This window comes from Rugamonas aquatica, from assembly GCF_009380215.1.
In the GTDB taxonomy this organism is placed as follows: domain Bacteria; phylum Pseudomonadota; class Gammaproteobacteria; order Burkholderiales; family Burkholderiaceae_D; genus Rugamonas; species Rugamonas aquatica_B.
The window spans coordinates 1-14591 of record NZ_WHUG01000031.1 but is presented as its reverse complement, the minus strand read 5'-3'; the positions used below and the strand labels follow the sequence as shown (position 1 = coordinate 14591).

Genomic DNA, 14591 nt, shown 5'->3' with positions numbered 1-14591 from the left:
CGTGGTGGCCGGCAAGGTGTCGCCGGTGGAGGAGACCCGCGCCCGCGTGGCCGCGTCGACCGTGCAGCTGGACCTGCTGCGGGCGCGCAGCGCGCTGGCCGGCGCGCGCCAGCGGCTGGCCGTCATGTGGGGCAATCCGGCGCCGCGCTTCGAGCGCGTGGACGGCGCCATCGCGACGCTGTCGCAACTGCCGGAGCTGCCGCCGGCCGGCGTGCTGCGCGCCCGCTTGCAGCAATCGCCGGCGCTGGCGCTGGCGCGCGCGGAACTGGCGCGGCGCCAGGCGCTGGCGCAGCTGGAGCTGAGCAAGCGCACGCCGGACGTCAGCTTCAATGTCGGCGGCAAGCGCTCGGAGGAGCTGGGGCGCACGCAGGCGGTGTTCGGCCTGTCGCTGCCCTTGCCGCTGTTCGACCGCAACCAGGGCGGCGTGCTGGAATCGGCGCGCCGCGTCGACAAGGCGCGCGACGAGCTGGCGGCCGCCACGCTGCGGCTGGAGTCCGAGCTGGCCCAGGCCGGCGCCGATTTCGAGCTGGCGCGCCAGCAGGCGCAAGCCCTGCGCGCCGACATCCTGCCCGGCGCGCAAAGCGCCTATGACGCCGCCAGCACCGGCTTCGATTACGGCAAGTTCGGCTTCCTCGACGTGCTCGACGCCCAGCGCACCTTGCTGCAGGCCCAAACCCTCTATCTGAACGCCCTGGCGGATGCGCACCGCGCGCAGGCCGCCATCGACCGCATACTCGGAGCTACGCATGAATAAGCAACAGAAAATCATCATCGCCGTCATGGCGCTCATCGGACTACTGCTGGCGGCCTGGATGCTGCTGCCGAAACGTGGCGCGGCGCCGGCTGCGGCGCCGGCGTCGGCATCGGCGTCGGCGGAAGCGGAGCACGGCGAGCACCGCGAGGCGCAGCCGGAACAGGTCATGCTGGACGACGCCCAGATCAAGGCCGCCGGCGTGACGCTGGCCGTGGCCGCGCCGGCCGACATCGGCGTCGCCATCACCCTGCCCGGCGAGATACGCTTCAACGAAGACCGCACCGCCCACGTCGTGCCCAAGCTGGCCGGCGTCGTCACCAGCGTGCTGGCGGAGCTGGGGCAGAACGTCAAACAGGGACAGGTGCTGGCGGTGATCGCCAGCAGCGGCCTGTCCGAGCAGCGTAGCGAGCTGCTGTCGGCCGAGCGCCGGCTGGCGCTGGCCAGCACCACCTACCAGCGCGAACAGCGGCTATGGCAGGACAAGATCTCCGCCGAGCAGGACTACCTGCAAGCCAGGCAGGCCCTGAGCGAAGCCGAGATCGCGGTGCGCAACGCGCGCCAGAAGCTCAGCGCGATCGGCGCCGGCGCAGGCGCAGGTGCAGGTGCAGGTGCGGGAGCGGGAGCGGGAGCAGGTGCGGCGGCGGGCGCGCAGCTCAACCGCCTGGAACTGCGGGCGCCGTTCGACGGCGTGGTGATGGAGAAGCATCTGGCGCTGGGCGAGGCGGTCAAGGAAGATGCCGCCGTGTTCACCATCTCCGACCTGTCCAACGTCTGGGCTGAAATCGCCGTGCCGCCCAAGGATCTGGCGCTGGTGCGCGTGGGCGAGACGGTGGTGGTCAAGGCCTCCGCCTTCGACGCCCAGGCCAGCGGCAAGATCACCTACGTCGGCTCGCTGCTCGGCGAGCAGACCCGCACCGCCAAGGCCCGCGTGGCGCTGGCCAATCCCGAGCGCGCCTGGCGCCCCGGCCTGTTCGTCAGCGTCGACGTGCTGTCCGGCCGCGCCGCCGCCGCGGTGGCGGTGGCGGCCGACGCCATCCAGACGGTCGACGACAAGCCGGTGGTGTTCGTCAGGGTGGCGGGCGGCTTCCGCGCGCAGCCGGTGGTGGCCGGCCGCAGCGACGGCCGTCTGACCGAGATCGTCAAGGGCCTGCAGGCCGGCGCGCAGTACGCGGCCGCCGGCAGCTTCGTGCTCAAGGCGGAACTGGGCAAGGACGGCGCCGAGCATGCGCACTGAGACGGGGGACACCATGTTTGAACGCATCATCCGACAGGCCATCGCCCAGCGCTGGCTGGTGCTGCTGCTGGTGGCCGCCATGGCCGCCCTCGGCGTGTACAACTACCAGAAGCTGCCGATCGACGCCGTGCCCGACATCACCAATGTGCAGGTGCAGATCAACACCACGGCGCCCGGCTACTCGCCGCTGGAGACCGAGCAGCGCGTCACCTTCCCGATCGAGACGCTGATGTCCGGCCTGCCCAAGCTGGAGCAGACACGCTCGCTGTCGCGCTACGGGCTGTCGCAGATCACCGTCATCTTCAAGGACGGCACCGATATCTTCTTTGCCCGCCAGATGGTCAGCGAGCGGATACAGGAGGCGCGCGCGCAGCTGCCGGCCGGCGTCACGCCGGCCATGGGGCCGGTGTCGACCGGGCTGGGCGAAATCTATCTGTGGACGGTGGAGGCCAGGCCCGGCGCGAAGAAGGCCGACGGCACGCCCTACACGCCGACCGACCTGCGCGAGATCGAGGACTGGATCATCAAGCCGCAGCTGCGCAACGTGCCCGGCGTGACCGAGATTAACGCCATCGGCGGCTACGCCAAGGAGTATCAGGTGGCGCCCAATCCGCAGCGCCTGGCCTCCTACGGCCTGACCTTGCAGGACGTGGTGACGGCGCTCGACCGCAACAACGGCAACGCCAGCGCCGGCTACATCGAGAAGCGTGGCGAGCAGCTGCTGGTGCGCGCGCCGGGGCAGGTGCAGTCGCCCGAGGATATCCGCAACGTCATCCTCGGCAATGTGGACGGCGTGCCGGTGCGGGTGCGCGACGTGGCGGAAGTGGGCATCGGCCGCGAGCTGCGCACCGGCGCCGCCACCGAGAACGGCCGCGAGGTGGTGCTCGGCACGGTGTTCATGCTGATCGGCCAGAACAGCCGCGCGGTGTCGCAGGCGGTCGACCGCAAGATGGTCGACATCAACCGCAGCCTGCCGCCCGGCGTGCAGGCCGTCACCGTGTACGACCGCACCACGCTGGTCGACAAGGCCATCGCCACCGTCAAGAAAAATCTGCTGGAAGGCGCGGTGCTGGTGATCGTGGTGCTGTTCCTCTTCCTGGGGAATATCCGCGCGGCGCTGATCACCGCCATGGTGATCCCGCTGGCGATGCTGTTCACCTTCACCGGCATGGTGACCTACCAGGTCAGCGCCAACCTGCTCAGCCTCGGCGCGCTGGACTTCGGCATCATCGTCGACGGCGCCGTGGTCATCGTCGAGAACTGCGTGCGGCGGCTGGCGCACGCGCAAGCCCGCCACGGCCGCGTGCTGACGCGCGCCGAGCGCTACGAGGAAGTGTTTGCCGCCGCGCGCGAAGCCCGCAGGCCGCTGCTGTTCGGGCAGCTCATCATCATGGTGGTCTATCTGCCGATCTTCGCGCTGACCGGCGTCGAAGGCCGCATGTTCCATCCGATGGCGCTGACGGTGGTGATGGCGCTGGCGGGCGCGATGCTGTTGTCGGTCACCTTCATTCCCGCCGCCGTGGCGCTGTTCATCGGCGACCATGTGGTGGAGAAGGAGCAGCGCCGCATCGGCAGCTGGTATGCGGCGCTGCTGGAGCGCGTGTTGGCGAATACGCCGGTGGTGCTGGCCTTCGCCGGCATCGCGGTGGCGCTGTCGGTGCTGCTGGCCACGCGGCTGGGCAGCGAGTTCGTGCCCAGCCTGAACGAGGGCGACATCGCCATCCAGGCGCTGCGCATCCCCGGCACCAGCCTGACGCAGTCGGTCGAGATGCAGAAGCAGGTGGAGCTGGCGCTGACGCGGCAGTTCCCCGAGATCGAACGCATCTTCGCCCGCACCGGCACGGCGGAAATCGCCTCGGACCCGATGCCGCCCAATGTCTCGGACGGCTACATCATGCTCAAGCCGGAGTCGCAGTGGCCGGCGCCGAAGAAGACCCGCGACGAATTGCGCGCGGCGATCCAGGCGGCGGCCGAGCGTTTGCCGGGCAATGCCTTCGAGTTTTCGCAACCGATCCAGCTGCGCTTCAATGAGCTGATCTCGGGCGTGCGCAGCGATGTCGCCGTCAAGCTGTTCGGCGACGACATGGCGGTGCTGGGCGAGACGGCGGGGCGCATCGCCGCCGCGCTGGGCAAGGTCGAGGGCGCGGCCGAAGTCAAGATCGAGCAGACCAGCGGCCTGCCGGTGCTGACCGTGGAGATCGACCGCGGCAAGACCGCGCGCTACGGCCTGAATGTGGGCGACGTGCAGGAGACCATCGCCACCGCCATCGGCGGCAGGGAGGCCGGCACCATGTTCGAAGGCGACCGCCGCTTCGGCATCGTCGTGCGGCTGCCCGACGCGCTGCGCAGCGACCTCGATGTGATGCGGCGCCTGCCGGTGCCGCTGCCGCGCGCCGGTGCTGCTGCTGGCGCGGGCGGCGCGGCCAACTTCATCCCGCTGGGCGAGGTGGCGACGTTCAGCATCGCGCCGGGGCCGAATCAGATCAGCCGCGAGAACGGCAAGCGGCGGGTGGTGGTCAGCGCCAATGTGCGCGGGCGCGACATCGGTTCCTTCGTGGCGGAGGCCGAGCAGAGCCTGCGGCAGGTGGCGATACCGGCCGGCTACTGGACCAGCTGGGGCGGGCAGTTCGAGCAGCTGCAGTCGGCCTCGCGGCGCCTGCAGATCGTGGTGCCGGTGGCGCTGCTGCTGGTGATCGTGCTGCTGTTCGCGATGTTCGGCAATCTGAAGGATGGCTTGCTGGTGTTCAGCGGCATACCGTTCGCGCTGACCGGCGGCATCGCGGCGCTGGCCTTGCGCGGCATACCGTTGTCGATTTCGGCGGCGGTGGGCTTCATCGCCCTGTCGGGCGTGGCGGTGTTGAACGGTCTGGTGCTGATCTCCTTCATCCGCAGCCTGCGCGACGAGGGCCGCACGGTGGAGCAGGCGATACGCGAAGGTGCGCTGGGCCGTCTGCGGCCGGTGCTGATGACTGCGCTGGTGGCGTCGCTGGGCTTTATCCCGATGGCGATCGCCACCGGCACCGGCGCCGAAGTCCAGCGCCCGCTGGCGACGGTGGTCATCGGCGGCATCCTGTCGTCCACCGCGCTGACGCTGCTGGTGCTGCCGCTGCTGTACCGGCTGGTGTACTTGCGCGGACAGCCTGAAACGGCTTAAGGCATCGAGAGGCAAACGAGAAACAGACTAAATCGTTTGCCTCTTTTTTATTTGGGCGTCAAGATCATTTGCTGCCGTTCGCGCCGCATGCTGAAGCGGTCCAGGAAGTTGCTGCCCAGTAGGATGATCGGCAAGCCGCTCTCCTGGACGACGGCTCCCAGATTCCGCAGCTCTACTTCGCCGATGCGTATCCTCTCCACATGTACTACAAAGACGCTGGATACGCCGTTGGCGGTAGACGCGGTGCCGGGCCGGCCTTTGCGGTAGTCGATGCCGAAGCGGGTGGCGTCTGCCGCCGGCATGGCGATGGTGGTGGCGCCGGTGTCGACCAGCATCCGTGCGCTCATGCCGTTGATGCTGCCATTGGTGTAGAACTGGCCGACGGCATCGGCGTGCAACACCAGCGTCTGGTTCGCGCCATTCGGCGCCGGATAGCGGCCCACGGCGATCGTCACCGGCTTGCCATGTTCGGCGATGGTGGCGCCGTCGCTGTTAATCGCCAGCAGCCGATAGCCCGGCGCGATGGTGTTGCCGACGGCGTAGACGGTGGGTTCGCCGCCGTCCACCGTCAGCAGCGCGCGGTCGCGTATGACGCCCACCAGGCTGATGTCGGCGGCGCAGGCGTTTGCGCCGGCAAGGATGAGGCTGGCTGCTAGGGCGTAAGTCGGGAGGCGCATGGTGTCGGCGGCACAATCTTGAAAGTTGCTTAATTGCCGCAGAGCATATCATTTCAACGCTGGCTCAAAATGCGCCAATCCTCACGCCATGTATGGGGTGCCAGATTTTTCAGGGGCTCTAAAAGCTCTAAAAGCTCTAAATCGGTAGAGATCGAACTAAATCGTTAGAAATCGCTCTAAAAATGAGGCGCGGCGTAGAAAAAATAGAGGAATTAGAGCTCGCCGCGCTGATTTTTAGATTTTTTAGAGCTGAAATTAGAAAAATTAGAGCGAAATCTAATGAATTAGAACGATCTATACGATTTAGAGCTTTTAGAGTGGGAGAAAAAAATGAGCTACCACATACCCGTCCACCTGCCGGACGATGTCTTCCACGGCCTGACGCGGCACACCGGCGAAGGCTGGTATGGTCTGAAGACGGAGGCCGCGCTCAGCGAGCTGATCCGCAACTGGATCCGCCACACAGCCGCCGCCCCGTGGATGCTGGATGGCGAACCCGACCAGCCCGACCAGCCCGACCCCACGCCAAGCCTGCCGCAGGATGCCAGCAAAGGTTATCAATGGAAGCAGCTTTTCCTGCCCAACGGCACCGAACTGCGCGCCACCTTTGGCGGCAAGAGCCGCTACGCCAGAGTGCAGGACGAAGCCATCCTCTGCGACGGAGAGCCGACCACGCCATCGCGGCTGGCCAATGCGCGCGGCTGCGGCACGCGCAATGCCTGGCACAACGTCTGGCTAAAATTTCCCGGTGATGCGACATGGCAGCTGGCGCGCAAATGCCGGCCGTAGAGAATTTTTGAGCGCACGTCGATTTCCTGTGGCATCGTTCGTCGTCAGCATGGAGTCCCCATTCATTTTTCAACGAGGCGATGTCATGAACAAACAAATCATCTTCAGCTTGCCGGTCAAGGACCTGGACAAATCCAAGGCCTTTTTTGCCGCGCTAGGTTTCAGCTTCAACGCCCAATACAGCGGCGAGAACGCGGCGTATATGAACATCGTCGATGGCAGCATCCACGCCATGCTGATGACCGAGCCCTTCTTCGCCTCCTTCATCGACAAGCCCGTGATCCGGGCGACCGACGGCAACGAGGTAATCATCTGCCTGAGCTGCGAGAGCCGGGAAGAACTGGACAGCCTGATCGCCAGGGCCAGCGCCGCCGGCGCGCGCATCCCGCACCCGCCCGAAGACCACGGCTTCATGTACGACCAGGGCTTCGAAGACCTCGATGGCCATCTGTGGAACCTGGTCTGGACGGAAGCGCAGGCCTGAGCGGCGCTTACTCCTGCGGCGTCAGCGCCAGTGCCGCGCTGAAGTCGCCCATCGGCTTGGCGCCGTTGGCGGCCAGCGCCTTGTCGCGGGTGCTCAGGCCATCGAGCAGCGGCAGGTTGAAGCGGCGGGTGATGGCGCGCAGGATGGAGGCCGAATCGTACTGCGTATGATCGACCGTACCCTTCTTCACGTAAGGCGAGACGATGATGGCCGGCACGCGCGTGCCCGGACCCCAGCGGTCGCCCTTGGGCGGGCTGGCGTGGTCGTAGAAGCCGCCGTTTTCGTCGTAGGTGACGATGACCAGCATGTTCTTCCACTGCGGGCTCTTCTTCAGCTTGGCGATGACGTCGGCGATGTGGGCGTCGCCGTCGGCCACGCTGGCGTAGCCGGCGTGCTGGTTCAGATTGCCCTGCGGCTTGTAGAAGGCCACCGGCGGCAGCGTGCCGTTGGCGGCGTCGGCGACGAACTGGCTGTCATAGTCCTTCAGGTGCGCCGCGCGGTAGGCCGGGAACTTGACCGGGTCCATATTGGCGAAGTAATTGAACGGCTGGTGGTGGAACTGGAAGTTGGGCGGATTGCCGATGGTGCCGCGGGTGGCGCCGGTGGTGGCGGCCGTGGTGTCCTTCCAGGCGCCGGCGTACCAGGCCCAGTCGATGCTTTTGCCGGTCAGCAGATCGCCGATGTTCTTTTGCGTCTGCGGCGGCAGCGTGGTGGCCTTGGCCGTGTCGGCATACAGATGGGTGCTGTCGTCGGCGGCGTAGCTGTTGCTGCTCGGCTGGTACGGCGGCTGCATGGTGTTGACCGCGTAGAACATGCCGGTGGCGTCGGCCGGCGTGATGGCGCCGTCGTTGGCGTAGGCCGGCGCGCCGTTCAACACGCTGGACGGCGCCGTGGCCGACGGCGTCAGGCGCACGAAGTTGCCCTTGGCGTCGACATCGATCTTGGCGATCGCGCCCTTGGCCACCGAGGTGTCGGCGTTCGGGTACTGCGGCGCGCAGGCGCAGATCAGGTACTGGTGGGTCAGGAAGGAACCGCCGAAGGCGCCGATGAACAGGTTGTCGGCCAGCGCGTACTGCTTGGCGATGTCCCACATCTTCATCTTGCTGCCGTCGTAATAGCCCATGGTCAGGCCGCCGGCGTCGGAATAGGCCGCGAACTTGTCGTTGGCGCCGCCGTTGATCTGCATCTGGTTGTTGTAGAAGCGGTGCACCAGGTCGCGCGTGATGACCGATTGCGCCATGTACAGCGGGCTGTTGACGTCGTCGATCTGGAACGGCTTGTTGGCCATGCCCACCGTCTGCGCCTGCGTGATGACCACGCTCTGGCCGGCGGCCGTCATGCCGCTCCAGGTCGGCGGCAGCGCCGGCAGCGTGCTGTTGTCGTAGTCCTTCTGCGCCACGTAGGCGCTGGTGGCGGTCGGGTTCACGCCCGGCACGCCGTTGGCGCCGGGGAACAGGCCGTACAGATTGTCGAAGCCGCGGTTTTCCGCGTAGATGACGACGATGTTCTTGATGTTGTTGAGCGCCAGGCCCGAGGCCAGCGTGGCGGCGATGTCGGCCGGCGCGGCCTGCGTGCTGGCGGCGGCGATGACGTCGGTGACGCCGGCGCTCTCGGCCTTCAGCTTGGCCTGGTCGTCGCCGGACAGCTTGTTGACGTCGGCCAGCAGGCTGGCCTCGGCCACGCCCAGTTTGGCGGCCAGCTTGCTGCTGGCGGCCGCGAAGTCGCCGCCGTTGCCATCCATGATGCTGACCAGTTCGGTGGTGATGGCGCTGACGATGGCGGTGTGGCCGTCCGGCGCGCGGAAGATCAGTTTTTGCGCGACCTTGCTGCCGGCGTCGCCGACGGCGTCGTGGCGGATGGCGTCGGTGCCGACCGTCACCAGCAGCGCGCCCTTGTCGGTGCCGGTCAGCGCGAAGCTGCCGTCGGCGCCGGTGCGCACCGACGACGAGCCGCTGTCGCAGCTCAGTTTGACGGTGGCGCTTTCCAGGCAGACCACGGCGTTTTCATAATAGCTGCCGACCACCTGGCCTTTGAGGGTGGGCACGCTGTCGGAGGAACTGCCGCAGGCGACGAGGCCGGCGGTCAGGCCGATCGACATCAGCATCAGGGGCAGCGGGCGCATCGGGTTCAGTTTCATCATCTTGCCTTGAGGGTGGGATCAAAGCGCCTCATGCTAGGTTTGAAATATTTCAGGATGATGAATTTTCATGTTTCGCTTTGTATCCTTTCCTATCGGTCATGTAGCGGTCACGCAGTGGTCACGTCATGCTGCTAGGCTGGCGACATGAAAACGATATATATAGTTGTCGCCGCCGCGCTGCTGGCGGCCTGCCAGAAAACGCCGCCCGCCGCGCCCGCCGTCCCCGCACCAGCCGCCGCCGCTGCCGTCCCCGCCGCCTACGCCCCCAGCCTGAAGCGCCAGCCCGGCGTGGCGGCGCTGACGGCGCTGGGGCGCGCCATGTTCCACGAGCCCAGCCTGTCGGCCAGCGGCCGCCTCAGCTGCGCCAGCTGCCACAGCCCCGAGCACGCCTACAGCCCGCCCAACCGGCTGGCGGTGCAGCTGGGCGGCGGCGACGGCGCCACGCCGGGCACGCGCGCCGCGCCGTCGCTGAAGTATCTGCAGACGGTGCCGCCGTTCAGCGAGCATTACCACGACGACGATGGCGACGACAGCGTCGACGCCGGCCCCACCGGCGGCTACAACTGGGACGGGCGGGCGCGCTCGGCGCACGAGCAGGCGCGCGGGCCGCTGCTGTCGGCGCGCGAGATGGGCAACCGCGACGACGCCGCCGTGGTGGCCAAGCTGCGCGCCGGCCCGCTGGCGCCGCAGTTCCGCACCACCTTCGGCGACGACATCTTCGACCATGACGACGCCGCCATGCGCGCCGCGCTGATGGCGCTGGAAGTGTTCCAGGAAAGCCCGGCCGAGTTTTATCCGTACACCAGCAAGTACGACGCCTACCTGCGCAAGCAGGCCGCGCTGACGCCGCAGGAAGCGCGCGGCCTGGCGCTGTTCAACGACGAGGGCAAGGGCAATTGCGCGTCCTGCCATATCAGCCGCATCGCCCAGGGCGGCGGCTTCCCGCAGTTCACCGACTACGGCCTGATCAACCTGGGCGTGCCGCGCAACGGCAAGCTGGCGGTCAACGCCGACCCCAAATATTTCGACCTCGGCCTGTGCGGCCCGGACCGCAGCGACCTGCGCGAGCACCGCGAATACTGCGGCCGCTTCCGCACGCCGTCGCTGCGCAATGTCGCGCTGCGCCAGGTGTATTTCCACAACGGCAGCTTCGACAGCCTGGAGCAGGTGGTGCGCTTTTACGCGCAGCGCGACACCGCGCCGCAGAAATGGTATCCGCGCGGCGCCGACGGCGGCGTCCGCAAATTCGACGACCAGCCGGCCGGCCTGGACGGCAACGTCAATATGGAAGCGCCGTTCGGCGGCAAGCCCGGCGGCCGGCCGGCGCTGAACGAGCGCGAGATCGCCGACGTGGTCGCATTCCTGAAGACACTGACGGACGGTTACAAACCTTAGTAAAAGTGTCATAGAATGCGGGATCCGTTTTTTACAGAAACCCGTACATGAAATATTCCAAGCAGTTGAGCATCGCGGCCGTGGTGCTGGCCATCGCCGGCGGCGGCGCCTTCGTCGCGCTGCGCGGCACGCCGCCGGCCGCCGCGCCCGCCGCCGCCACGGTGGCCGGCGCCACGCCCGAACTGATGCCGGCGCTGCACGACATGCTGGCCGCCTATCGCAAGATCATCGTGCTGCTGGCCGACGAAAAGACGCTGTCCGCATCCGAGCGCAAGGCCGCCGGCCAGGTCGGACAATCGCTGTTCCACGAAAACCTCGAACGCCTGAGCAAGGTGCAGGCGATGCTGGCGCGCACCCAGACGCTGCCGCCGGCGCAGCGCGACGCCGCCGCCGACGCGCTGCTGTCGTACATCGAATCGGCGGCCGACCTGTACGACGCCGACCGCCTGGCCTTCCGCGAAGTGCTGCTGGCGCTGCAAAAGCTGGCGGCCGCCGACCAGACGCTGCCCGCGATCAAGCTGCACAAGCGCGTCAGCGAAGACCTGGCGGCGCTGGAAGACATCGAGAAGCAGTACGACAAGGAAATCAACGATATCTTTTCGCGCTTCGACACGCGCGCCATCACGCCCAAGCGCGAACGCTGGGACGATTACGTGGCCCACCTGCGCAAGCTGTACGCGCGCGAGCAGATCATGAAGGATTACGGCGTCATCGTGCCCTATCCGGAGCCGCCGACATCGGTGGAGCAGGAAGTGCAGGCCAAGGAAATCTTCGGCAACGCGCTGCCGCCCAAGACCGTGGTGCTGACCTTCGACGATGGCCCGCACAAGAGCTACACCGAGGAAGTGGCGGCCATCCTCAAGCAGTACAACGTGCCGGGCGTGTTCTTCCAGGTCGGCCAGAACCTGGGCAAGCTCGACGCGCAGGGCAAGCAGACCTTGAGCGCCAACGCCGCCGAGAGCCGGCGCCTGATCGACGCCGGCCACACCGTGGGCAACCACAGCTTCAGCCACGCGCTGCTGTCCAAGCAGCAGGGCCAGCAGCTATACGGCGAGATCGCCAACGCCGACCAGCTGTTGAAGGCCACCGACGCGCGCCGCTCCGACCTGTTCCGCTTCCCGTACGGCGCCCACAACGCCGAGGGCTTGAGCATCCTGTCCAAGCTGGGCCTGCGCTCGGTGATGTGGAATATCGATTCGCTGGACTGGGCCGACCCGGTGCCGAGCTCGATCGCCAACCGCGTGCTGACCACCCTGAGCAAGGAGCAGCGCGGCATCATCCTGTTCCACGACATCCACGAGCGCAGCGTCAAGGCGCTGCCGATGGTGCTCGATAAGCTGATCGCCGACGGCTACAGCTTCGCCGCCTGGGACGGCCACGAGTTCAAGGTCGCGCGCGGCGGCCGGCCGGAGCCGGAAAAGATCGCCGTCAGCACTGGCTACGCCAACAGCTACGCCGTGGTCATCGGCATCAACGATTACCAGAAGTGGCCCAAGCTGCAGTACGCGGTGCAGGACGCCAAGGCGATCCGCGACACGCTGGTCAACCGCTTCGGCTTCGCCGGCGAGCGGGTGTTCACGCTGTCGAACGGCGAGGCCACGCGCAACAACATCCTGGCGCTGTTCCACGACAAGCTGGCCGACGCCCAGCTGAAGAAGGACGACCGCATCTTCGTGTTCTTCGCCGGCCACGGCGCCACGCGCCAGCTCAGTTCCGGGCGCAACCTGGGCTACATCATCCCGGTCGACTCCGACCCGCAGCAGGTCAGCTTCGACGCCATCCCGATGACGGACTTGCAGAACATCGCCGAGAGCCTGAACGCCAAGCACGTGCTGTTCGTCATGGACGCCTGCTACAGCGGCCTGGGGCTGACGCGCGGCGGCGGCAACAGCGCCTTCCTGCGCGACAACGCGCGCCGCCTGGGGCGGCAGATGCTGACCGCCGGCGGCGCCGACCAGATGGTGGCCGACGGCGGCCCGAACGGCCACTCGGTGTTCACCTGGACCCTGCTGCAAGCCTTGAACGGCAAGGCCGATCTGAACGGCGACGGCCTGATCACCGCCACCGAGCTGGCGGCCTATGTGGCGCCGGCGGTGGCCAGCGTATCGCAGCAGACGCCGGCGTTCGGCAGCCTGCCCGGTTCCGAGGGCGGCGAGTTCGTGTTCCAGCTGCCGGCCGAGGCCGAGTTCCTCAGCGCGCAGTCGGCGCAGCTGTCGCCGGACGCGATCGCCCTGAATAGCAAGCTCGACAAGGGCCGTGACCAGAAGGCCGACGGCAACACGGTGGTGGTCAAGAACCTGCAGGGCGAGGAGCAAAAGATCGCCGCACCCAAGCCGGTGGATGCGTCGAGCCGCCAGCTGGCGCAGCGCGCCAACGACAAGGGCTTGCAGCTGTACAAGGAGAAGCAGTACGCGCAGGCGGAAGCGGCGTTCACCGAAGCGTTGAAGTACCGTCCCGATTTCGGCCTGGCCGCCAACAACCTGGGCTTCGTCTACTACAAGCAGGAGAAGTACGCCGAGGCCGCGCGCTGGTTCGAGAACACGCTGCAGATCGACACTTCGCGCGCGATCGCCTACCTGAACCTGGGCGACGCCCGCATGCACCTGGGCGATGGCGAGAAGGCGAAAAAAGCCTACGCCAGCTTCCTGGAGCTGGCGCCCAACCACGCCAACGCCGGCTACGCGAAAGAGCAGCTGAAGAAACTATGAGTCCGCCATGAAAAAATCCAAGGCCGACCTGGACGTGATCAGCATCGCGATCGCCATCGTCACCTTCGTGCTGGCGGCGCTGGCGATGTCGGGCAGCCTGTCGGGCGGGGCGTCGCAGTGCGGCGACTTTGGCTTCACCTGCCTGGGCAACGCCCTCATCGTGCTGGTGCTGGGCACGCTGGCCGGCTTCGTCACCGCCGTCATGGGCCTGGTGCTGGCGCGCTGGCGCTCGTGGTACGGCTGGCTGGGCCTGTTCCTGAACGGTCTGCCGGCGGTGTTCATCTGCGGCTGGCTGCTGCTGGTGTTCGTGGCGCGCAGCTAGGCCCGCCCCCGGGCCGGGGCGTCAGGCCTCGTTCCAGTCGTATTCCATCTGCAGCGCGGTGCGGGCGGCCAGTTCGCGGCCGGCCAGCCGCGCCACCAGGTGCAGCGACATGTCCATACCGGCCGAGATGCCGCCGCTGGTGACGATGCGGCCGTTGTCGATCCAGCGCCGCTCGCCGGCCACCGTCACGCGCGGGAAGGCGGCGCGCAGGTCGGCGATGTCTTCCCAGTGGGTGGTCACCTGCTGCCCGTCCAGCAGCCCGGCCTGCGCCAGCAGGAAGGCGCCGGTGCACACCGACGCCACCAGCTCGCAGGCCGGCGCGGTCGCCGCGATCCAGCGTATCACTTCCTGCTTGTCCTGCTCGGCCGCGACCACGCCGCCCGGCACGATCAGCACGTCGAGCGGGCCGGCGCCGGCGAAGTCCGCCTCCGGGAACACGCTCAGGCCGGCGCGCGCGCGCAGCATGGCGCTGCGCTGGCCGATGGTGCGCACGCGGAACGGCGCGGCCGCCGCCGGCGCCAGCCTGGCCGCCACGCGGCTGGCGCAGGTGAATACTTCGTACGGCCCGGCGAAGTCGAGCACTTCAACGTCGTCGTAGACATAGATGCCGATGGTGCGTGTCATGGGATCTCCCTTGAATAGAAGCATCCATCATGCGCGCGCGGCGGTTGACACAAATGACATTGATGGTTGAATATCTGCCACATGAAACCCATCGACATCTGGCTGCTGATCTACCCCGGCTTCGTGCTGCTGGACGCCACCGGCCCGGCGCAGGTGTTCGCCAGCGCGAACGACGAGGCGCGCGACGCCGGCCTGCCCGAGCCCTACCGCATCCGCATGACCGCGCCCGGCGGCGGGCTGGTGGCGTCCACGGCCGGCGTCAGCGTCATGGCCGAGCCGTTGCCGCGCAGCGGCCGCGCGCTGGCCGGCG

11 protein-coding genes and 1 pseudogene are annotated in these 14591 nt (G+C 67.4%); 9 read left to right on the top strand and 3 right to left on the bottom strand.

Annotated features, from left to right (window positions below; all coding sequences use genetic code 11):
- The 3 genes from GEV02_RS32295 to GEV02_RS32285 all read left to right on the top strand — a co-directional run.
- On the top strand, positions 1 to 754 hold a 754-nt coding region (locus GEV02_RS32295), incomplete at its 5' end, for a TolC family protein (RefSeq protein ID WP_174999443.1).
- Positions 747 to 1988 carry an efflux RND transporter periplasmic adaptor subunit gene (locus GEV02_RS32290; RefSeq protein WP_152841880.1) on the top strand — a complete coding sequence of 414 codons (1242 nt, stop codon included), beginning with the start codon at positions 747 to 749 and terminating at the stop codon, positions 1986 to 1988. The genes GEV02_RS32295 and GEV02_RS32290, both read left to right, overlap by 8 nt.
- Positions 1989 to 2001: 13 nt before the next feature.
- The gene (locus GEV02_RS32285; RefSeq protein WP_152841879.1) at positions 2002 to 5142 is read left to right on the top strand and encodes a CusA/CzcA family heavy metal efflux RND transporter; all 3141 of its coding nucleotides are present in this window, start codon (positions 2002 to 2004) and stop codon (positions 5140 to 5142) included.
- Positions 5143 to 5189: 47 nt separating this feature from the next.
- Here the strand turns inward: GEV02_RS32285 and GEV02_RS32280 are convergent, their stop codons facing one another.
- Entirely contained in the window at positions 5190 to 5819 is a 630-nt protein-coding gene (locus GEV02_RS32280) for a retropepsin-like aspartic protease family protein (RefSeq protein WP_152841878.1), read from the bottom strand.
- A gap of 330 nt (positions 5820 to 6149) precedes the next feature.
- On the opposite strand from GEV02_RS32280, the gene GEV02_RS32275 reads away from it, so the two are divergent.
- Both GEV02_RS32275 and GEV02_RS32270 read left to right on the top strand, forming a co-directional pair.
- On the top strand, positions 6150 to 6608 hold the full coding sequence (locus GEV02_RS32275; protein ID WP_152841877.1) for a hypothetical protein: 459 nt from the start codon (positions 6150 to 6152) through the stop codon (positions 6606 to 6608).
- An 85-nt stretch (positions 6609 to 6693) separates the two neighbouring features.
- On the top strand, positions 6694 to 7092 hold the full coding sequence (locus GEV02_RS32270; protein WP_152841876.1) for a VOC family protein: 399 nt from the start codon (positions 6694 to 6696) through the stop codon (positions 7090 to 7092).
- 7 nt (positions 7093 to 7099) lie between these two features.
- On the opposite strand, the gene acpA is transcribed toward GEV02_RS32270, so the two are convergent.
- Positions 7100 to 9229, bottom strand: coding sequence for an acid phosphatase (gene acpA / locus GEV02_RS32265; RefSeq protein WP_152841881.1), 2130 nt, complete (start codon positions 9227 to 9229; stop codon positions 7100 to 7102).
- A gap of 147 nt (positions 9230 to 9376) precedes the next feature.
- Here acpA and GEV02_RS32260 point away from each other — a divergent pair, with 147 nt between their 5' ends.
- Genes GEV02_RS32260 through GEV02_RS32250 form a run of 3 tightly spaced genes read left to right on the top strand, consistent with a single transcriptional unit; the run spans position 9377 to position 13657 of the window.
- The gene (locus GEV02_RS32260; protein ID WP_152841875.1) at positions 9377 to 10627 is read left to right on the top strand and encodes a cytochrome-c peroxidase; all 1251 of its coding nucleotides are present in this window, start codon (positions 9377 to 9379) and stop codon (positions 10625 to 10627) included.
- Between the two features lie 47 nt (positions 10628 to 10674).
- On the top strand, positions 10675 to 13335 hold the full coding sequence (locus GEV02_RS32255) for a polysaccharide deacetylase family protein (RefSeq protein ID WP_152841874.1): 2661 nt from the start codon (positions 10675 to 10677) through the stop codon (positions 13333 to 13335).
- 7 nt (positions 13336 to 13342) lie between these two features.
- A complete protein-coding gene (locus tag GEV02_RS32250; RefSeq protein WP_152841873.1) occupies positions 13343 to 13657 on the top strand; it encodes a hypothetical protein in 315 nt (104 codons plus the stop codon).
- Between the two features lie 21 nt (positions 13658 to 13678).
- Here GEV02_RS32250 and GEV02_RS32245 read toward each other — a convergent pair whose 3' ends face one another.
- The gene (locus tag GEV02_RS32245) at positions 13679 to 14281 is read right to left on the bottom strand and encodes a DJ-1/PfpI family protein (protein WP_152841872.1); all 603 of its coding nucleotides are present in this window, start codon (positions 14279 to 14281) and stop codon (positions 13679 to 13681) included.
- Positions 14282 to 14362: 81 nt separating this feature from the next.
- On the opposite strand from GEV02_RS32245, the pseudogene GEV02_RS32240 reads away from it, so the two are divergent.
- Positions 14363 to 14591 (top strand): annotated as a pseudogene (locus GEV02_RS32240) (GlxA family transcriptional regulator); the annotation flags it as partial.

Coding starts and splice junctions, on each gene's coding strand:
- GEV02_RS32290 (WP_152841880.1), top strand. CDS start 747: ATGAATAAGCAACAGAAAATCATCATCGCCGTCATGGCGCTCATCGGA.
- GEV02_RS32285 (WP_152841879.1), top strand. CDS start 2,002: ATGTTTGAACGCATCATCCGACAGGCCATCGCCCAGCGCTGGCTGGTG.
- GEV02_RS32280 (WP_152841878.1), bottom strand. CDS start 5,819: ATGCGCCTCCCGACTTACGCCCTAGCAGCCAGCCTCATCCTTGCCGGC.
- GEV02_RS32275 (WP_152841877.1), top strand. CDS start 6,150: ATGAGCTACCACATACCCGTCCACCTGCCGGACGATGTCTTCCACGGC.
- GEV02_RS32270 (WP_152841876.1), top strand. CDS start 6,694: ATGAACAAACAAATCATCTTCAGCTTGCCGGTCAAGGACCTGGACAAA.
- acpA (WP_152841881.1), bottom strand. CDS start 9,229: ATGAAACTGAACCCGATGCGCCCGCTGCCCCTGATGCTGATGTCGATC.
- GEV02_RS32260 (WP_152841875.1), top strand. CDS start 9,377: ATGAAAACGATATATATAGTTGTCGCCGCCGCGCTGCTGGCGGCCTGC.
- GEV02_RS32255 (WP_152841874.1), top strand. CDS start 10,675: ATGAAATATTCCAAGCAGTTGAGCATCGCGGCCGTGGTGCTGGCCATC.
- GEV02_RS32250 (WP_152841873.1), top strand. CDS start 13,343: ATGAAAAAATCCAAGGCCGACCTGGACGTGATCAGCATCGCGATCGCC.
- GEV02_RS32245 (WP_152841872.1), bottom strand. CDS start 14,281: ATGACACGCACCATCGGCATCTATGTCTACGACGACGTTGAAGTGCTC.